The organism is Sphingobacterium sp. PCS056 (assembly GCF_023273895.1).
Taxonomy (GTDB): domain Bacteria; phylum Bacteroidota; class Bacteroidia; order Sphingobacteriales; family Sphingobacteriaceae; genus Sphingobacterium.
In genome coordinates this window covers 1,089,018-1,108,101 of the sequence record NZ_CP096883.1, presented here as the reverse complement: position 1 = coordinate 1,108,101, position 19,084 = coordinate 1,089,018, and the positions used below count along the sequence as shown (strand labels likewise).

Annotated in this window: 19 protein-coding genes; 11 read left to right on the top strand and 8 right to left on the bottom strand. The window is 35.0% G+C overall.

The window, feature by feature from the left end; all coding sequences use genetic code 11:
• Positions 1-724: 724 nt before the first annotated feature.
• A complete protein-coding gene (gene nadA / locus MUB18_RS04680) occupies positions 725-1,720 on the top strand; it encodes a quinolinate synthase NadA (RefSeq protein WP_248755119.1) in 996 nt (331 codons plus the stop codon).
• 20 nt (positions 1,721-1,740) lie between these two features.
• Positions 1,741-2,787, top strand: a complete 1,047-nt coding sequence (gene thiL, locus MUB18_RS04675; protein ID WP_045756171.1) for a thiamine-phosphate kinase — start codon at positions 1,741-1,743, stop codon at positions 2,785-2,787.
• A gap of 51 nt (positions 2,788-2,838) precedes the next feature.
• Here thiL and MUB18_RS04670 read toward each other — a convergent pair whose 3' ends face one another.
• Positions 2,839-3,630, bottom strand: coding sequence for a segregation and condensation protein A (locus tag MUB18_RS04670; protein WP_045756170.1), 792 nt, complete (start codon positions 3,628-3,630; stop codon positions 2,839-2,841).
• A gap of 167 nt (positions 3,631-3,797) precedes the next feature.
• Between MUB18_RS04670 and dxs the strand changes: the two genes are divergently transcribed.
• Both dxs and dnaA read left to right on the top strand, forming a co-directional pair.
• Positions 3,798-5,726, top strand: a complete 1,929-nt coding sequence (gene dxs / locus MUB18_RS04665; RefSeq protein WP_045756169.1) for a 1-deoxy-D-xylulose-5-phosphate synthase — start codon at positions 3,798-3,800, stop codon at positions 5,724-5,726.
• Positions 5,727-6,160: 434 nt separating this feature from the next.
• Complete coding sequence (gene dnaA, locus MUB18_RS04660; protein WP_038695013.1) at positions 6,161-7,585, top strand: chromosomal replication initiator protein DnaA; 1,425 nt, start codon at positions 6,161-6,163, stop codon at positions 7,583-7,585.
• A 94-nt stretch (positions 7,586-7,679) separates the two neighbouring features.
• Here dnaA and MUB18_RS04655 read toward each other — a convergent pair whose 3' ends face one another.
• The 6 genes from MUB18_RS04655 to MUB18_RS04630 all read right to left on the bottom strand — a co-directional run bounded on the left by MUB18_RS04655 (position 7,680) and on the right by MUB18_RS04630 (position 12,884).
• Positions 7,680-8,093, bottom strand: coding sequence for a hypothetical protein (locus MUB18_RS04655; protein ID WP_248755118.1), 414 nt, complete (start codon positions 8,091-8,093; stop codon positions 7,680-7,682).
• A gap of 196 nt (positions 8,094-8,289) precedes the next feature.
• Complete coding sequence (locus tag MUB18_RS04650) at positions 8,290-8,670, bottom strand: hypothetical protein (RefSeq protein WP_045754190.1); 381 nt, start codon at positions 8,668-8,670, stop codon at positions 8,290-8,292.
• A gap of 93 nt (positions 8,671-8,763) precedes the next feature.
• A complete protein-coding gene (gene lpxK / locus MUB18_RS04645; protein ID WP_248755117.1) occupies positions 8,764-9,819 on the bottom strand; it encodes a tetraacyldisaccharide 4'-kinase in 1,056 nt (351 codons plus the stop codon).
• Positions 9,820-9,821: 2 nt separating this feature from the next.
• A complete protein-coding gene (locus MUB18_RS04640; protein ID WP_248755116.1) occupies positions 9,822-10,286 on the bottom strand; it encodes a gliding motility lipoprotein GldH in 465 nt (154 codons plus the stop codon).
• Between the two features lie 63 nt (positions 10,287-10,349).
• The gene (locus MUB18_RS04635) at positions 10,350-11,735 is read right to left on the bottom strand and encodes a stage 0 sporulation family protein (protein ID WP_248755115.1); all 1,386 of its coding nucleotides are present in this window, start codon (positions 11,733-11,735) and stop codon (positions 10,350-10,352) included.
• A gap of 6 nt (positions 11,736-11,741) precedes the next feature.
• Entirely contained in the window at positions 11,742-12,884 is a 1,143-nt protein-coding gene (locus tag MUB18_RS04630) for an ATP-binding protein (RefSeq protein WP_248755114.1), read from the bottom strand.
• Positions 12,885-13,108: 224 nt separating this feature from the next.
• On the opposite strand from MUB18_RS04630, the gene dnaN reads away from it, so the two are divergent.
• The 7 genes from dnaN to nadD all read left to right on the top strand — a co-directional run bounded on the left by dnaN (position 13,109) and on the right by nadD (position 18,359).
• The gene (gene dnaN, locus MUB18_RS04625; protein ID WP_045754195.1) at positions 13,109-14,233 is read left to right on the top strand and encodes a DNA polymerase III subunit beta; all 1,125 of its coding nucleotides are present in this window, start codon (positions 13,109-13,111) and stop codon (positions 14,231-14,233) included.
• A gap of 11 nt (positions 14,234-14,244) precedes the next feature.
• Positions 14,245-14,904 (top strand): DedA family protein, encoded by a 660-nt coding sequence (locus MUB18_RS04620; RefSeq protein WP_045754196.1) that lies wholly within the window; start codon positions 14,245-14,247, stop codon positions 14,902-14,904.
• Positions 14,905-15,015: 111 nt separating this feature from the next.
• The gene (locus MUB18_RS04615; protein WP_045754197.1) at positions 15,016-15,663 is read left to right on the top strand and encodes a DedA family protein; all 648 of its coding nucleotides are present in this window, start codon (positions 15,016-15,018) and stop codon (positions 15,661-15,663) included.
• Between the two features lie 42 nt (positions 15,664-15,705).
• The gene (locus MUB18_RS04610; RefSeq protein ID WP_084405342.1) at positions 15,706-16,275 is read left to right on the top strand and encodes a CAP domain-containing protein; all 570 of its coding nucleotides are present in this window, start codon (positions 15,706-15,708) and stop codon (positions 16,273-16,275) included.
• Positions 16,276-16,333: 58 nt separating this feature from the next.
• On the top strand, positions 16,334-17,209 hold the full coding sequence (locus MUB18_RS04605) for a YicC/YloC family endoribonuclease (protein WP_084405343.1): 876 nt from the start codon (positions 16,334-16,336) through the stop codon (positions 17,207-17,209).
• A gap of 2 nt (positions 17,210-17,211) precedes the next feature.
• Positions 17,212-17,781: a guanylate kinase gene (gene gmk, locus MUB18_RS04600; RefSeq protein ID WP_045754200.1), complete on the top strand. Its 570-nt coding sequence runs from the start codon at positions 17,212-17,214 to the stop codon at positions 17,779-17,781.
• A 2-nt stretch (positions 17,782-17,783) separates the two neighbouring features.
• Positions 17,784-18,359: a nicotinate (nicotinamide) nucleotide adenylyltransferase gene (gene nadD, locus MUB18_RS04595; RefSeq protein ID WP_045754201.1), complete on the top strand. Its 576-nt coding sequence runs from the start codon at positions 17,784-17,786 to the stop codon at positions 18,357-18,359.
• Between the two features lie 39 nt (positions 18,360-18,398).
• On the opposite strand, the gene MUB18_RS04590 is transcribed toward nadD, so the two are convergent.
• Positions 18,399-18,899: a DUF2314 domain-containing protein gene (locus MUB18_RS04590; protein ID WP_248755113.1), complete on the bottom strand. Its 501-nt coding sequence runs from the start codon at positions 18,897-18,899 to the stop codon at positions 18,399-18,401.
• Positions 18,900-19,084 lie beyond the last annotated feature (185 nt).

Sequence of the window (19,084 nt, the reverse complement as noted above, 5' to 3'; positions counted from 1 at the left end):
ACTGTTTTCTAACTTTTGTTCATTTTTTAAATTTTTAAAGACTTTATAGGGCGTTTATATCAAAATTTAAGTCGCTTACATTTAAATATTTGAAAGTTTTGTGCATAACTTTTCGAATAATTTATTTGTATCGCATCAAAATAGTTTAGCTTTGTGCTATTGATTTGGATATATAATTTTTAAAAATTAAAATTTATAGCCCCTGATCACTTACTCTTTGATATCCTCGCTACTTTCTATAGGTGCGGATCTGTTGTTAACAACGATTTATACTTCATTATTTGAAAATCATAAACTATAATTTCCAAATATTCAATTCTAAGAGCCTTTAAATTCAAATTTGACGCCTTTACAATTCGATATTTTAAATGATGTGGATAACTGTCTTAAATATTTAACTGTCGTCGACTATTAATAGCTTGTTTTAACAGCTTTAAACAGTATTAAATTTCACCTTTTACGAAATGTTGGTAACTATGTTAATTGATTAATAATCAAATATTTATAGAGTTGTTTTAGACCAAAAATTGGAACTTATTAACATAGAGTAAAATATGGGCTTATTGAAATGTTGATAAGTGTGTTAATTAGCTGAATATGAATATACTATTTTTAACTATCAGTAAGTTACGATCGGATTTATAAACATCATTTTTGAATACAAAGATTTATTGAATAAGTATTCTTAATTTTGTAGTGTAAATCAAATTAAGAAGAAGAATTAATGGATTTAGTAAATTACGATATGGAGGCTAAGGGGTATATTGATGCTCCCATTGATCCTAGCTTAGATCTAATACAAGAGATCAAGCGTCTCAAAAAAGAAAAAAACGCCGTTATATTAGCACATTATTATCAGGAAGCAGAGATACAGGATATTGCTGATTACATTGGCGACAGTCTTGGTCTATCACAAGAGGCTGCAAAAACTGATGCCGATGTGATTGTTTTTGCCGGTGTACATTTTATGGCTGAAACAGCGAAGATACTTTCTCCAACAAAAAAAGTATTGCTGCCCGATGCAAAAGCTGGATGTTCATTATCCGATTCGTGTCCGCCGCATCTGTTCGCTAAATTTAAAGAACAGTATCCCGATCATCTGGTCATTACTTACGTCAACTGTACAGCTGAATTGAAAGCACTTTCAGATATTGTATGTACTTCCAGTAATGCCGTAGAAATTGTAGAGAGCCTTCCTTTAGATCAAAAAATCATTTTTGGTCCAGATCGTAATCTTGGGGCCTATGTCAAAAAGAAAACAGGTCGAGATCTTGTTTTGTGGAATGGAGCATGTATGGTACATGAAATATTTTCTCAAGATAAAATAGATCGATTGAGAGCAGAGCATCCGGAAGCCAAATTCATAGCACATCCAGAATGCGAAGATCATATTTTAGCGACTGCCGATTATGTAGGTTCTACCTCGGGCATGTTGAAGTTTACAATCAATGATCCTGCTAACACCTATATCGTCGCCACAGAGTCTGGAATTATCCATCAGATGCAAAAGGCTAGCCCAGCCAAAACGTTCATTCCTGCGCCTCCTAATAACGCCTGCGCTTGTAACGATTGTCCGCATATGAAGTTAAATACACTGGAGAAGCTTTATAATTGTTTAAAATATGAAAGCCCCGAAATCACATTAGATGAATCCGTGATTGCTCGTGCACAACGCCCTATTGAGCGGATGTTGGAAATATCAGCTCAATTGGGATTATAATACTATAATAAAAGACAGATATGTTAGAATTTGATAATACAGAGAGAACAAATTTAGGTGAATTGGGTGAGTTTGGTTTGATTTCTTATTTAACTAAAGCTGTCGAGATCAATGAACCAAGTACGGTTAAAGGAATTGGAGATGATGCTGCTGTTTTGGATTTTTCGAATAAGAAAACTTTAATATCAACAGATCTCCTATTGGAAGGGATCCATTTTGATTTACGGTATGTACCCTTAAAGCATTTAGGCTATAAAGCTGTTCAAGTCAATTTGAGTGATATCTATGCCATGAATGGAAAGGCTTCACAGATTACATTTTCAATAGGTCTATCTTCAAAATTCCCATTAGAAGCTGTAGAAGAAATTTATCAGGGCGCATTGATTGCTTGTAAAAAATACAATGTCGATCTGATCGGAGGAGATACTTCTGCATCAGTACAAGGATTAGTCATTTCTGTAACGAGTATTGGTTTTGCTGATGAAGATCAGATCGCTTATCGATCAGGAGCACAAGAAGGAGATTTACTCTGCGTTTCAGGCGATCTGGGCGGTGCTTATGTAGGGCTGCAGTTATTAGAGCGCGAAAAAAATATCTTCCTAGAGAACCCTAATATACAGCCTGACTTGGAAGGCAAAGATTATATCGTAGAACGTCAACTGAAACCTGAGGCTAGAAGAGATATTGTTGAGTTACTTGCTGAGATTGGAGTAAAGCCCAATGCGATGATCGATGTATCGGATGGCTTAGCTTCCGAGATTATCCATATTTGTGAGGCTTCGGACAAAGGTTGCAAATTGTATGAAGAAAAAATACCGTTGGATTCGATGACTTACGAAACAGCGCGAGAATTTGGACTTGATCCAACAGTCTGTGCACTCAATGGAGGTGAAGATTATGAATTGTTATTTACCATACCACAATCCGATTATGATAAAATAAAAGGATCTATGGATATTACGATTATTGGTCATATTACACAACCGAGCGAAGGATGCCAAATGATTGCTAAATCTGGAAAAGTTTATCCTATCACCGCTCAAGGTTGGAATGCATTTAAAGATTAATCATCAAATTGATTTTAATAAAAAAGCAGATCATCATGATCTGCTTTTTTATTAAACGGCTAATTCTTCTTCAAGATCCATTAAATCAAATTCATCTTCATTTCGTTTTCGGATACTGAACTCATTGTAACCAAGACCGACTTCAATCTGCAATAATTTCTGTTGCAACATTTCGAGTATCGCTAAGAAGTTGTATACGAATTGTACTTTATTTTCAGAATTTTTAAGAATATATTGAAAATCCAATTGGTTGTTTATTTCAATAAGATCAGCAATCGCTTTTTTCTGTTGCTCTATGGTATAAGGATGTCTGATCACGGTATGCTTTACCTCTTGAGGTCTATTCTTATATTGAAACATCAAACGTTCATAGACCATCATCAATTTATATAAATCAAAACTGTTTAATTCTTCTCCAGTACTTACTACAGGTCTTGCTAATTTAATATCATAATTAATATTTCCCCTTTTGTACAATTTGAAGCGTTCATCTTCCAGTAATTTTAAATCTTCACAGGTATCTTTAAACTGTTTGTATAAAATCAATTTTTGAATCAGATCTTCTTTAGGATCAATTTCATTTTCATCATCGTCCAATTCGGGTCTTGGGAGAAGCATTTTTGCTTTAATACGCATTAAGGTCGAAGCCACAAAAATAAATTCACTGGCCATCTCCATATCCAAAGCCTGCAGCTGATTGACGTAGGATAGAAAATCATCCGTTATTTTGGAAATAGGTATTTCATGAATATTTAATTCATCTCTTTCAATAAAAAATAAGAGGAGGTCAAATGGACCTTCAAACTGTGGTAATTTTATTTCGTATCCTTCTTCTACTTGCATATCAAAAACAAAATTACATAATTATACAATCATTTTTATTTCAAACTATTAAAACTAAAAGCTTCTACAACTGTTGAGTATTCTAATACAAAAAGTGTTATTAATACCCAAGTTATGATAAATAAATTGTTATTTTGTATCCATATTTTAAAGTAATTAGCAATACTATGCAGTTTGATGCTGGAGATTTATTAAGTAAAATCAATGATCCCTCTGATCTTAAAAAACTCAAGGAAGACCAATTAGAACAAGTTAGTCAGGAATTGCGTCAATATATCATTGATTTAGTTTCTGTTAATGGTGGTCACTTTGCAGCTAGTTTGGGCGTTGTTGAATTGACGGTGGCATTACATTATGTCATGAATACTCCCTATGATCAATTGATATGGGACGTAGGTCATCAAGCCTATGGTCACAAGATATTGACAGGACGTAGAGATTCTTTTCATACGAATAGAATTGTTAACGGTATATCCGGATTTCCCAAAAGAGGCGAATCCATATATGATGCATTTGGTGTAGGGCATTCTTCTACGTCTATATCTGCAGCACTTGGAATGGCAGTAGCATCTCAGATAAAAGGAGAAAAAGACCGTCAGCACATTGCAATTATAGGTGATGGAGCGATGACCGGTGGTATGGCGTTTGAAGCGTTAAACCATGCGGGTATTGAGAAATCAAATCTGTTGGTTATTCTCAATGATAACTGTATGTCTATTGACCCCAATGTCGGTGCACTAAAAGAGTATTTGACCAGTATCACCACCTCTAAGCGTTATAATCGGTTTAGAGATGATATCGCGTCTGTACTATCTAAGATATCAGAAATGGGACCTAATGCCTTAGGAGCGGTTAAAAAGCTTGAGAAAAGCATAAAAGGAACATTACTCAAGAATGCTAATTTATTTGAATCGTTAAATTTTAGATATTTTGGACCTGTTGATGGTCATGATGTCAAAAAACTAGCTAAGACATTGGAAGATCTTAGACATATTCCTGGACCTAAGTTGTTACATTGTGTAACAGTTAAAGGAAAAGGGTACGCTTTAGCGGAAAAGGATCAAACCAAATGGCATGCGCCAGGTCTATTTGATAAAATCACCGGTGAAATCAAGAAATCTGCGCAGGACAAACCAACTGCGCCAAAATATCAAGATGTATTTGGTAATACATTGGTCGAATTGGCCGAAACGAATGCTAAAATAGTAGGTATTACACCCGCTATGCCATCGGGCTCATCGATGAATATTATGATGAAAGCTTTTCCTGATCGTGCATTTGATGTTGGTATCGCCGAGCAGCATGCCGTTACCTTCAGTGCGGGATTAGCAACTCAAGGGCTAATGCCTTTCTGTAATATTTACTCATCGTTTATGCAACGTGCATTTGATCAGGTTATACATGATGTTGCCTTGCAAAATCTAAACGTTGTTTTTTGCTTGGATCGTGCGGGAGTAGTTGGAGCAGATGGTCCTACGCATCATGGTGCTTATGATATTGCTTTTATGCGCTGCATACCCAATATGACGGTTTCGGCACCCATGAACGAGGAAGAGCTGCGTAATTTGATGTACACGGCTCAATTGGAAAATAAAGGTCCTTTTGTAATCCGTTATCCAAGAGGTAATGGTGTAATGGTTGATTGGAAAAAACCTTTTAAAGAAATTGAAATTGGTAAAGGTAGATTGATTCAGGATGGTGAATCCGTTGCAATTTTAACATTTGGAGCAATAGGGAACGAAGCAAGTAAAGCAATTTTGCAACTATCCGAAGAAGGAATCCATCCTGCGCATTACGATTTAAGATTTGCTAAGCCATTGGACGAAGAGCTGTTACATAAAGTATTTCAGAAATTTGAACATATTATAACAGTAGAAGATGGTTGTCTACAAGGCGGTATCGGTTCTGCTGTTCTAGAATTTATGGCAGATCACCACTATAACAGTAAAGTTGTGCGATTAGGTATCCCCGATACGATCATAGAACATGCCGAACAGCAGGATCAATGGAGTATCGCGTACTATGATGCCCAAGCCATTGCTACAGAATGTAGAAAGCTTGCAAAAGCTATTAAAACGGATGCTATGGTCAGCTAGATTCTTATCATCATAAAACAAAAAAAAGAGGAACCATCATATGATGATTCCTCTTTTTTTTTGCTTAACTTTAGGAAGATTCCTTATTATAAACGTCGTTACATCAATGGTAACATTTCTATGGATTAACTGGATTCAGTTGTGGCTTTAGTAGTCAGTGATGCGCAGGAATTATAGTGTTAAAAATAGACCATAAACTATAAAAAAAAGAAAAAAGTAATAAAAAATTTGGAATGTTAATAAAAAAAAATTAAGCTATTTTTTTTGTTAAAAAAAGTGAATTTTTTAATATAACTATTTGGTTACTAATGAATTTAAATTAATTTTAAATTTTAGTTTTTTAGCTGATTTTTTTTTGTCATCTTCGTCTTAAGAGAAAGTTATCAACATTTTTTTGGTCGCTTATTGGAAATCAACTTATTAAGAATTTTAGAATGGAAAAAACGAGTACAAGTGTTTGGAATAATTGTCTTGCAATAATCAAAGACAATATACCAGCGCAAAGTTTTAAAACCTGGTTTGAGCCTGTGAAAGCAGTACGTTTGGAGGGTGACGTTTTGACTATTCAAGTACCTAGTTTATTTTTTTACGAGTGGTTAGAAGAACACTATGTTGGCATCTTGCGTAAGACAGTAAAAAAGTTCTTAGGAGAACAAGGTAGGTTGGAATACAATATTGTGGTAGAGAAGTCTTCAGCATCTATTCCTTATACGACTAATATCCCATCTAACGGCAATGGAGCAGAAGGTAAGAAACAATCTATTCCTGTACCTGTATCTTTAAATAAGGACATCAAAAATCCATTTGTAATTCCTGGACTAAAAAAATTGCAAGTTGACCCACAATTGAATCAAAATTATACTTTTGATAATTTCATTGAGGGAGAGTGTAATCGTCTTGCACGTTCTGCAGGCTTTGCTGTAGCAAATAAACCAGGTGGCACATCATTCAATCCATTGATGATTTATGGTGCAGTAGGATTAGGGAAAACACACTTAGCGCAAGCAATCGGAAATGAAATCAAAAGAAACTTACCGGATAAACTGGTCATCTACGTTTCTTGTGAGAAATTTTGTCAACAGTTTGTAGACTCACTAAAAAATAATACGATTAACGATTTTGTCAATTTTTATCAAGCAATGGATGTCATCATTATGGATGATGTACATAATTTTGCCGGTAAAGAAAAAACGCAGGATATATTCTTCCATATATTCAATCATTTACATCAGTCAGGAAAACAAGTCATCTTAACATCTGATAAAGCTCCTAAAGATTTAGCAGGATTAGAAGAACGTTTATTAAGCCGTTTCAAATGGGGTTTATCTGCAGATATTCAGATTCCAGATTTGGAAACAAGAATGGCAATTTTGAAAAAGAAAATGTATTCTGATGGTATTGAATTACCTGAAAATGTAGTAGAATATGTTGCTAATCAGATTGACAATAGTGTTCGTGAGTTAGAAGGAGCTATGGTTTCTTTATTGGCACAATCAACATTAAACAAAAAAGAGATTGATTTAAATTTAGCTAAATCAATGCTTAAGAATTTTGTTAAGAACACCCATAAAGAAATATCAATGGAATTCATTCAAAAACTTGTTTGTGAGTATTTTGAAGTTCCTGTGGAAATGGTTAAATCTAAAGTCCGTAAAAGGGAAATTGTACAGGCAAGACAGATATCGATGTATTTGGCCAAGAATCATACCAAATCATCCTTAAAAACGATCGGTTCTTTCTTTGGAGGAAGAGATCACTCTACCGTTATTTATGCATGTCAGACCGTAGAAGATCTAATCGAAACCGATAAGAAATTTAAAACATATGTAAATGATATCATGAAAAAGCTTAAAGCTTAATATCACTTACAGCAGCGCAAATAAAAAAGGGATTCTAATCAGAATCCCTTTTTTTTATCCAAATGGATAATGTTTATGAACAAGTTCTTAATGACTATAGTGTGGTGTTGGTCTCTTCAGTGTTCTCTTTCTTTTCTTCTTTCACGGGCTGAGGAGCTACTTCTGGTATTACCTTAGCAGGTCTTTCTTCCACTACCTTTTTGAATAATTCTTTTTGGTCTTCTGTCAATAAGGCATTTACCTTTACATCAGCCTCAGCTTGCAATTTATTGATTTGTTCTACCAAAACTTCTTTCGTTGCTGTGGTGTCACCCAATAAAGCAGATTCAGCTTTTGCTTGATCTAACGTAATGGTATAAGCCGCAGTTTTTTGCTCATCTGTCAAACTTAATTTTTGAGTCAATTCGGTTGTTACTTGAGTAGCATGTTCTTCTGGAGTCACTTGTTGTGCAAATGTTAAACTCAATGCTAAGAAGAATCCGATTCCTGTTAAAAATAATTTTTTCATGATTGCTATGTTTTAATGTAAATATTCAATAACTAAAATTCTACAACTAAAACTCCCAATCACCGCCAATTATTGTATCAAATATGTTACTTTAACAAATTTTTAACAAAAAATATGAATTAACTATCTCATATTTAGATCGTTATTGTTAATAGCTATTTTACTGCATGCTGAATACCAATAATCTATTTCCATGCTATTTTTGTCTTTGCTGTCTGCGTTCTTGCATTTCTTTTTGCAGTATATCATAAGATTTGCTTTGTTCAGGAGTTAAGAAAGATTTAATTTTTGCATCTGTGGTCTGTCTCAACGGCTGAATTTTTTCAAAAGCTGCTTTACGATCATCCGTATTTTTGAATAGGTCTTGTTGTTTTTTAGACAGATCTAGCGCGTATACATAGATGGAGTCTTTTTGGTTCTGTGATAGTTTTAATTGTTTATCCAATCGTTCTACCGTATTCTTTGCTTGATCTTCAGGTGTTCTTTGCCATCCCGGATTATTTTGTTTTTCTTGTGCTACAGCTGCTGTAGCAAAAAGCGCCATCATGCCAAATAAAGCTAATTTTAAATTTTTCATATCTTTTTTATTATTGATCCGTGCTGCCGTCCACTTAACGACAACTAGTAAAAAGACAAAAATTAAATAGCAAAGTTTAGAGATTATTAAAATTTAAGATTCATTAACACTTATGTCACAGATAGATAGAATATTTTTTTCAAATGACAGTTGTTTATGCTCATCTTCAAAAGCAATTTCGATGGGAATGTAGGCGATTGGGAGATCACGTAAGACGTTTAAAAATTCAGGATTGCGTAGTCGCTGAGCATCTTTTTCTGTTGTTATGATTATTTTATTGTCATTTGCCATTTCTTCGAATCGCTGTTTAAAAATTAAGATATCACTTAATTTAAAAGCATAGTGATCGGAATAGGACAGTTGCTCAACATCCTTTACAAGAGGTTTAAGGTACTTTATTAACGGTAGTGGATTCGCTATACCAGTGATCAACAAAACAGCCGTATTGCTGCTTATTTGAATGGATTGTTTGGTTATCGGAATAGCATTGCCATAGACAATAGAAGTAAAGAAGACCGATGTAGTTCCACTCTTTTTACTTAAAGTTTTTTTGATGCGTTCTTTTTGATCAGGAGTAGCATTTGATGGCGTCTTAGTGACCACAATAAGGTTAGCCCTACTGGATTCTCCTGGAAGATCTCTAAAATTGCCCATGGGCAATACAAACATAGGATGCAGACAAGAGGTAAACTCAAATAAGAGGATCGAAAACTTAGGTCTCAATCTGCGGTGTTGAAAAGCATCATCCAGTACAATGACATCATGTTTATCCATTAATGTTTCCACACCATGACATCGATCTTCACAAACAGCTACTGTAAGGTCTGGAAATTTATTTTTAAATTGGAGAGGTTCGTCACCAACTTCATCAGCCATTGAGGATACCTCAACATATTTAAAACCTTTAGTTTTGCGGCCATATCCTCGGCTTAAAGTGGCGATCTGACGTTTATTTTGAAGCAGTTTGACAATAAATTCGGTCATTGGACTTTTTCCTGTTCCTCCAACGGCAAGATTACCGACCACAATTGTCGTAATCGGATAAGATTTAGATTTCAATATCTGCAGATCAAATAATCTATTTCTAATCCAGATCACAAGTCCATAGAGTATGGAGAAAGGAAATAAAAGTAAACGGAAGACCTTCATGATCAATTACCTGTAATATTCAAGCCTACATCAGAGATTTCCAATAAGGGATTGTCGCGCATGTTTTGTTCAAAACTGAAGTGATATACTCCAGTATCAGGAAATACATAATCTTGATGGATAAGACTTTGCTGTGTATAGAGAGATCCTGCACTTTTTCCTGTCCATTTGCCATCTAATTGAGCTAATTTAAGCTCTTTTCTAAAAATATATTCCTTTGTACGAGGTCCTTTCTCATACACCAAAATAAAAAGATTAGCATAGGGATAATTTGCGGTATGTCGAACATTTAACAAAACATCATACTTTTTAGAAATATCGGTGATATGAACTTTAAAGGTTGGTCTATTAGTATGATCCCACGCTCTTTTAGGAATGCTTACATTTTCATCTATAATTGTACTGGAATCACATGACACAAATAGTGATAATAGGATACAACTCATTAGAAAAGTATATGTTTTCATGCTCATTTGAGTATATTAAGTTGGCGAGCATCATGATGCTCGCCAACTACTATCATAAACTTATTACTCTGCCGAAGGAGCAGAATTATTTCCCTTATTTCTGTTATTTCGATTCTTATTGAATCTTCTTTTGGGTCTATTTGTTGCCCCCTCTTTACTTTGAGTCGCTGACGTATTTTTATCTGTAGCAACTACTTTTGGAGCTTTATCTTGCTTCTGTTGTGGTTTCTCGGTTTTTACTACCGCTGCCTTTACCGTTTGGTCGGAAGAACCTCTAGCTCTATTATTGGGCTTAGCTTTACTTTTATTATTACGTTTTCTTTTATTTTTTTCGTCCAGACGCGTTAGGCTATCTTGACCTACTACATTTTCGTAATCGTAATTAATAATTTTTTCTTCTTTGATCTCAACTTCGATAGTAGTGACCAATTCTTCCACTTTGATTCCCTGTTTATTTTTTTCGATCAATTCTTTAACATGATCAACTGGTAGTGCAATCCAGCTTTCAGCTCCCGGATAAGAGAACCACATCATTTTTTTGAAAATATCGGTTTTTTGCAAATATGCATTACCTTTCGTTGTTTCGATGCGGTCTATATTATTTGGAATGTCTTTTAAGGCATCCATATAACTATCCAGTTCGTAGTTTAAGCAGCATTTTAATTTACCACATTGACCGGCTAATTTTAAGGTATTCAGCGATAGATTTTGATATCTTGCTGCCGAAGTGGAGACTGTTTTGAAATCTGTCAACCAGGTTGAACAGCACAATTCTCGACCACAAGAACCAATTCCACCGAGGCGACTTGCTTCCTGTCTCATACCTATTTGACGCATTTCAATCCGGATCCGGAATGATTCAGCCATTCTTTTGATCAGTTCACGGAAATCGACACGGCCCTCTGCCGTATAATAGAAAGTAGCCTTGGTTTTATCACCTTGATAATCTACATCCGATATTTTCATAGAAAGACCCAATTCTAAAGCCAGATTTCTAGCTTTATGCATAGTCTCCCATTCCAAATCCTTTGCGATGTTGAATTTTTCAACATCTAGCTCTGTAGGTTTACGATAAATTTTCTTGGTAACACTTTCTAAACTTACATTGTTTTTCTTCAATTGTAAGCGAACCAGCTCTCCTGTTAGAGAAACATGTCCAATGTCATATCCGCCTGTAGTAGGTTCTACAGCAACCATTTCACCAATTTCTAAATATAAATTGTCAGAATTGATAAAGAAATCCTTTCTCGATCCCTTAAATCGAACTTCTACAATGTCAAAAGGTTTATAGTTGGATGGCATATCCATATCAGATAGCCAGTCATATACATCTAATTTATTACATCCGCTAGTCATGCAAGAGCCATTATTTTGGCAACCTGCTGGAGTACCGCCCACTGTCGTCGTACTTCCACAACCTCCGCCGGATGAGCAACTGCCACATCCCATAGTTTTCTATATATATTGAGTTCCTTTCGGAAACGTTTTGTATTTAAACATTAATACTAATTGCAAAGATAAATCTAAAAATAATATTTTAGGATTTGCATTTCTTTCTACACTATAATGTGTCGTTTCAAACAAGTTGATTGTCTCTTCAATTTGTTCAAGGGTATAATGAGTAGCAAACTTGTTGACAAAATCAAGTTCATGCGAAGGAAGGAAAACCAAACTGGATAGGTCTTGTTTAATTAAAACAATTTGACGCATGATATTAATGGCATACATCAAAAATGTTTTTTGATTCTCTCGACCCAATTTAGCTAATTCATCCTCGCAAATGCTAATGATATTTAAACCCGAATCTTGTACGACCAAACGTAACCATCTCACTAAAAGGTCAAAATGATTATTGGTATGTAGATCAATCATATTTATAGCCTCTTGAACGTTGCCGTCCGCTATAAAAGCAATCTCTCTCGCTTCTGATTCTTCAAGATGTTTACTTTCAATTAAATAAGAAGTAATAGCCTGATGGCTCAACTTATTGATTTTGACAAGCTGCGTTCTTGAAATAATGGTATTTAATATTTTTTCTTGATTCTCAGCAACCAACAGAAATAATGTTTTTTCAGGTGGTTCTTCAATCAGTTTTAATAAAGCATTGCCTTCTTTTTCTAAATATTCAGGAAGCCACATGATGAGGACCTTATATTCAGCTTCAAAAGACTTGAGACTTAGTTTTTTAATGATTTCATGTGCCTCCGCAATATTGATATTAACTTGCTTATTTTCTGCATCAAGTTGTTGTCGCCAATTTTCTAAACCCAAATATGGATTATTAAAAAACGCCTTACGCCAATTGTCCATAAATGTAGCAGCATGATCATCTTTGTGTTTGGCAATGAAAGGATATGAAAAATGTAAATCAGGGTGAATAAGCTTACTGTATTTTCGACAAGAAGCACATTGACCACAACTATCATCCTCTAATTTATTTTCGCAATTGATTAATTGCGCATAAGCCAAAGCCAAAGGCAAAGAACCAGATCCTTCTGGACCAAGAAATAGTTGAGCATGACTAACACGGTTATCACGAACTGTGCTGATCAGATGTGCTTTAACTAAATCATGTCCAATTATTTCTTTAAATTGCATATACTACTGCTAGTCTATACAAATGTAATAAATAATAGACAGCATTTATTTATAAACAAAATATAATTGGCTTAAATGACATTAATTTTATTGAAATCCAATGATTTAGTGTCTTCAATATTGATTTTGTTTTGAAAGCCACTATTACGTGATTTGCATACCGCTGATTAAAAAATGTAGATTCTTTTGCGTATTATTGCAGATATAATTCATAATTTTAGGAAATGAGATTTATAGTATCCACATCGATTTTATTAAAACAACTTCAAGCTATTAATGGCGCTTCAAGTAGTAGTACAGTTCTACCCATATTAGAGAACTTTCTTTTTGAAATAAAAGACAATACGTTAACGATTTCTGCAACAGATTTGCAAACAAGTATGGTTACGTCATTGCAAATTGAGGCTAAAGAAGAAGGAAAAGTAGCGATGCCTTCTAAAATTTTAATCGAGACTTTAAAAACCCTACCCGATCAGCCCGTTGCCTTTTTTGTTGACAACAACACATTAGCCATTGAAATCAGTGCTGGTGATGGTAAATATAAATTGAGTGGTGAAAATCCTGAGGATTTCCCTAAGATACCTGTAATTGATAATGCTCATACCGTAAACATGCCTGCTCCGATATTGGCAGAAGCAATCAGCAAAACCATCTTTGCTGTCAGTAACGACGAATTGAGACCAGCGATGTCAGGTGTTTTAGTTCAATTGGGAGACAAAGCAATTACATTTGTATCGACAGATGCACATAAATTGGTCCGTTATAGAAGATCTGATATAGGTGTTGAAAAGCCAGCGTCGTTGATCCTTCCAAAAAAAGCATTATCCTTACTGAAATCTTCTTTACCTTCTGAAGATATTAATGTATCAATTGAATACAATTCAACCAATGCATTCTTCAGTTTTGGTAACATTAATTTAATTTGTCGTTTGATTGACGAGCGTTACCCAGATTATGAAGCTGTGATTCCACAAGTCAATCCAAATAAATTAACTGTTGATCGTTTATTATTCTTAAATACGCTACGTCGTGTTGTTATTTTTGCCAATAAGACGACACATCAGGTACGTTTGAAAATATCTGGTAGCGAATTAAATATCTCAGCAGAAGATTTAGATTTTTCTAATGAAGCTCATGAACGTTTAGGCTGTCAGTTTGAAGGAGAAGATATGGAGATAGGGTTCAACGCTAAATTTTTAGTAGAGATGTTGAATAATTTGGCAAGTGAGGAAGTTGTGATCGAAATGAGTACAGCAAACCGTGCCGGATTATTAATTCCAGCAGTAGCAGAAGAAAATGAAGATATTTTAATGCTGGTTATGCCGGTTATGTTAAATAACATAGGTTAATTCAGACTGCTTTGGAAGTTATCACGCATATCATTGATTTTATTCTGCATATTGATAAACATTTACTAGAAATTGTAAATGATTATAAAACTTGGACTTACCTCATTTTGTTTTTGATTATTTTTGTCGAAACAGGAGTAGTGGTAATGCCATTTTTACCAGGAGATTCCTTACTTTTTGCATCCGGTATGCTTGCAGCTCAGCCCAACGAATTGAATGTTTGGTTGATGATCGTCATCCTACTGGTAGCTGCGATATCGGGAGATTCGCTTAATTACTCGATTGGGAAACGTTTTGGTATGCAGATGACCAAGTTTAAACTTTTTGGAAAACAAGTCATTAAGGACGAGCAGATTCAGAAAACTCATGCATTCTATGAGAAATATGGAAGCAAGACAATTGTCATTGCGCGCTTTGTTCCTATTGTAAGAACTTTAGCACCATTTGTCGGAGGTATTGGCAGAATGCATTATGGTACTTTTATAACCTATAATGTTATTGGCGCAGTTCTTTGGGTAGTTGGAATTACGTTAGCGGGTTATTTCTTAGGAAACATACCGATTATTAGAGATAATTTTTCAAAAGTGGTCTTATTGATTATTCTATTATCCATATTGCCGATTGTCTTTGAAGTCGTAAAAGAAAAATTTAAAAAGAAAAAGGAAGCTTAAAAGCTTCCTTTTTTTATATAGTCAATTATGATCTGAGTAGCAACGGATCAATTATTGGATAGAAAGATACTGTAGTAGATACCTAGCCGTTTATTCAAAAGAACTCGATGTATGGAGATCATGACCAATATTGTTGATTTTATTTTACATATCGATAGACACTTGGTGCAGATCGTGCATGAGTATGAAGGATGGACTTATCTCCTTTTATTTTTAATTGTATTTGCAGAAACAGGATTAGTGGTTGCTCCATTTTTGCCGGGAGACTCTGTCTTATTTGCTCTAGGGGCTATCATTGCTATTCCTGAGAGCGGGTTATCATTACTTTTATTTTGGTTTGTTTTAGTATCTGCAGCTGTTCTTGGTGATTTTGTCAATTATGAAATCGGAAAATATTTAGGACAGCGCGTATTCAGAACTGGATCTAACATTTTTAAACCCCAATATTTGGACCGCACCCAATCCTTCTATTTAAAGCACGGTTCCAAAACAATTATCTATGCACGATTTGTACCCATTGTGCGCACATTTGCCCCATTTGTTGCGGGGATAAGTAAGATGCCCTACCGTCAATTTGGAACTTATAACATGCTTGGAGGTTTTCTCTGGGTAACCTTATTTCTATTCGCAGGATATTTCTTTGGTCAACTCTCATTCTTTAAAAACCATTTTTCGATCGTCGTACTTGTCATTATTTTTATCAGCCTGTTTCCCATGCTTATACAGGTACTGAACACAAAAAAATCAAGAAAGGCCTAAACCAATTATTATTTTTGGAGTCTGCTTTATCTAAATATGTGTATGAAGAATCTACTTTTTATCTTTCTCAGTTTCGTGTTTACATGTTCATCTGCGCAAGTTCGAGTTGAAAAAAAACAGGCTAAAGCAGCATTTGAACTTCTAAATGATATCCGTCTGCATCCCGAACGTTATAAAAAGAAACTCGGTTTATTCAATTTGGATAAGGTGACAAGAAAACCATTGAATTGGAATAAAAAACTAGCGGCTGTTGCTGAAGATCGTGCCGAAGATATGGCCAAAAGAAATTATTTTGACCATGTTAATCCGGACGGAATAGGTCCCAATCATTACATTCAAAAGTCAGGTTATGAATTAAATGCAAGTTGGCTGAAAAATAAAAAAGCAAATAATTTTGAATCCATTGCTTGGAATTGGCCGACTGCGAGTGAGGGAATCAAGGGACTCATCATCGGGAAGGAAGCACCAGGATATCATCATCGAAAGCACTTATTGGGCATGGATCAGTGGAATGCATCTTTATACGATATTGGTATTGGCTATGTCACGGTAGGTAAGAAAGGTAATCAAAAAAGCTATTTATGCGTCATTATTGCTAAGCATGATTGGTAAATTAATCAATTTATAGTCTTGATATTATACATTATTGGAATGTTTCTTACCTTTGCATATGATAAAATCAATGACAGGATACGGCACCGCTGTAAAAGACAATGGAAAAGTTAAGTACAGTGTCGAGATTAAATCCTTGAATTCTAAATTTCTTGAATTGAATCTTCGCTTACCCAAAGCAGTTTCAGACAAGGAATTGACGTTACGTACAGAGTGTAGTAAACTTATCGAAAGAGGTAAGGTAAACCTGTATGTGAATGTTGAATATACTGATCAAACAGCAAAAGCATCTACTATAAATGCAGATTTGCTAAAAAAATATTATACCCAACTACAACAGATTGCCTTTGAATTGGGTGACAAACAAGTTTCTCTTTTCGAATTAGCCCTTAATATGCCGGAGGTAATTGCCAATAATGATAATGAAGTTGATGAAGAAGAGTCAAAATTATTATTAGAAGCATTTTATGCCGCAGTAGATCACTTCAACCTTTTCAGAGCAGACGAAGGTGCAGTGCTTTCGCAAGACCTGACTGAACGTGTTGAATTGATATTAACTTATTTAACAGAAGTCGAATCTGTAGAGATGGATCGTATTCCTTTAATCAGAGAACGTATCGGTCATTATCTAGAGGATACAGTGGGCAAGGAAAACGTAGATAAAAATCGTTTTGAGCAGGAGTTGATTTATTATATCGATAAATTAGATATCACAGAAGAGAAAGTACGGTTACGTTCACACTGTCGTTATTTTCAAAAAGCTTTGACCGCATCGGATTCCAACGGTAAGAAATTAGGATTTATATCTCAGGAAATGGGCAGAGAGATCAATACCCTGGGATCAAAAGCAAACCACGCCGGAATTCAGCAGATCGTGGTAAAAATGAAAGAAGAATTAGAAAAAATTAAAGAGCAATTGCTCAACGTATTATAGGAATGGCAGGTAAGTTAATTATATTCTCCGCACCATCGGGCGCAGGTAAAACAACAATAGTAAAAAGTTTATTAAGTAAACATAGTGATAAGTTGGAATTTTCCATTTCAGCAAGTACACGAGAGCCTCGCGGTGAAGAAATAGATGGTAAAGATTATTACTTTATTTCAAAAGAAGACTTTCTGCATAAAATTGCCAAACAAGAATTTATCGAATTTGAAGAAGTTTACTCCGGTACCTTTTATGGCACACTGCGTTCGGAAGTAGAACGCATCTGGGCAAAAGGTAAACACGTTATATTTGATATTGATGTGATCGGTGGATTACGCTTACGTTCTAAGTTCCCAGATGAGGCCCTATCTATTTTTGTGCAACCTCCATCCCTGGAAGTATTAAAAGAACGTCTTCGTGGAAGAGGAACCGATTCTGAAGAAAAATTACAGGAACGATTTGCAAAAGCAGAATCAGAATTATCGTATGCTGATAAATTTGATGTCATATTGAAAAATTATGACTTGGATGTAGCAGTAGTTGAGGCAGAAAAATTGGTGATGGAATTTTTGAACAAATAGTCATGGCTAAGGTTGGTTTATTCTTCGGATCTTTTAATCCCGTGCATGTAGGTCATTTAATTATTGCTAATTATATGGCTAATTATACAGAATTGGACGAAGTATGGTTTGTGGTATCGCCACAAAATCCGTTTAAGAAGAAGGAAAGCCTAGGAAATATGTACGATCGGCTGGAGATGGTCAATCTAGCGATAGAAGATACCGACAATTTAAAAGTGAGTGCTATCGAGTTTGGTTTGCCACAACCCTCTTATACCATTGATACGTTGACGCATCTAGCTGAGAAATATCCTTCACATGATTTTGTTTTGATTATGGGGGAGGACAACTTGGAAACCTTTTCCAAATGGAAGAACAGTGATGTCATCTTAAGAGATTACCACATCTACGTCTATCCAAGACCAGGATATAGTGGCAATACCATGAAAGACCATCCATCGATCACGATGACTCAGACACCTATGATGGAACTATCTTCAACTTTTCTAAGAAAATCGATCAAAGAAGGTAAAAATATCAAATTCTATACTCCAGACAAAGTCTTAGATTTTATCGAGAAAAAAGGCTTATATTCATAAAAAAGAGCGAAACCCAGTTTCGCTCTTTTTTATGAAATACTAATCTTCAATGATAAAGCCGACCTCCTGGTCAAAAGCTTTCCTTTCATCATCCGACAAGTTATTTTTCATCACGCGAATCGTATAACCCCCTCGCAAAACTCCTTTATCCAAATACATCCAGTCAGAAATGGTTTTAGGGTCTATGGTGACTCGATCTCCAAATTTTACGGCCTTTGTCAATTGAGGTTCATTATTAACAGTGCCACTGTACGATTTTCCATCAGATGTTAAATCCCCAATCCAGATGTGTTCACCACCACCGTCTTCAGTATCGAATTTGACTTTAATAGCAAAACTTTCATATCCTTCCTGAGGCTGTTGAAATGCGATATCAAAATTTTTAAAAGTCTTATTGGCTTCATCGATCGCGTGATTCATCACCTCATCATCTTTTTGGAACTCAATGATATCATCATTCTTGATTTTTTCTTTAATCCCGTTTTGACAAGAATATAAAAAAAGTGAACATACTAAAAGTAGGGCAAAGCTGTTTGACATCGTTCTGTTTTTTGATTGTAGTATCATGTAATTTGTTTTGATATTTTTTTAAATGTGACAAGCCAAGATAATAAATATAAAAAAATCATGAGGAACATGATGGGTGAAACCGCCATTACTGCGTGTGCTCCTCTAGCAGTTTATTCTTATTTTTAACAAACATTTAATTCGAGTGTTTTGATTAT

Bases quoted from the DNA above. Each gene is read 5' to 3' on its own strand.
- MUB18_RS04610 (WP_084405342.1), top strand. From the start codon at position 15,706: ATGAAGAATCTACTTTTTATCTTTCTCAGTTTCGTGTTTACATGTTCA.
- MUB18_RS04615 (WP_045754197.1), top strand. From the start codon at position 15,016: ATGGAGATCATGACCAATATTGTTGATTTTATTTTACATATCGATAGA.
- MUB18_RS04640 (WP_248755116.1), bottom strand. From the start codon at position 10,286: ATGAAAACATATACTTTTCTAATGAGTTGTATCCTATTATCACTATTT.
- MUB18_RS04670 (WP_045756170.1), bottom strand. From the start codon at position 3,630: ATGCAAGTAGAAGAAGGATACGAAATAAAATTACCACAGTTTGAAGGT.
- MUB18_RS04630 (WP_248755114.1), bottom strand. From the start codon at position 12,884: ATGCAATTTAAAGAAATAATTGGACATGATTTAGTTAAAGCACATCTG.
- dxs (WP_045756169.1), top strand. From the start codon at position 3,798: ATGCAGTTTGATGCTGGAGATTTATTAAGTAAAATCAATGATCCCTCT.
- lpxK (WP_248755117.1), bottom strand. From the start codon at position 9,819: ATGAAGGTCTTCCGTTTACTTTTATTTCCTTTCTCCATACTCTATGGA.
- dnaN (WP_045754195.1), top strand. From the start codon at position 13,109: ATGAGATTTATAGTATCCACATCGATTTTATTAAAACAACTTCAAGCT.
- nadA (WP_248755119.1), top strand. From the start codon at position 725: ATGGATTTAGTAAATTACGATATGGAGGCTAAGGGGTATATTGATGCT.
- dnaA (WP_038695013.1), top strand. From the start codon at position 6,161: ATGGAAAAAACGAGTACAAGTGTTTGGAATAATTGTCTTGCAATAATC.
- thiL (WP_045756171.1), top strand. From the start codon at position 1,741: ATGTTAGAATTTGATAATACAGAGAGAACAAATTTAGGTGAATTGGGT.
- MUB18_RS04650 (WP_045754190.1), bottom strand. From the start codon at position 8,670: ATGAAAAATTTAAAATTAGCTTTATTTGGCATGATGGCGCTTTTTGCT.
- MUB18_RS04635 (WP_248755115.1), bottom strand. From the start codon at position 11,735: ATGGGATGTGGCAGTTGCTCATCCGGCGGAGGTTGTGGAAGTACGACG.
- MUB18_RS04605 (WP_084405343.1), top strand. From the start codon at position 16,334: ATGATAAAATCAATGACAGGATACGGCACCGCTGTAAAAGACAATGGA.
- MUB18_RS04590 (WP_248755113.1), bottom strand. From the start codon at position 18,899: ATGTCAAACAGCTTTGCCCTACTTTTAGTATGTTCACTTTTTTTATAT.
- gmk (WP_045754200.1), top strand. From the start codon at position 17,212: ATGGCAGGTAAGTTAATTATATTCTCCGCACCATCGGGCGCAGGTAAA.
- MUB18_RS04655 (WP_248755118.1), bottom strand. From the start codon at position 8,093: ATGAAAAAATTATTTTTAACAGGAATCGGATTCTTCTTAGCATTGAGT.
- nadD (WP_045754201.1), top strand. From the start codon at position 17,784: ATGGCTAAGGTTGGTTTATTCTTCGGATCTTTTAATCCCGTGCATGTA.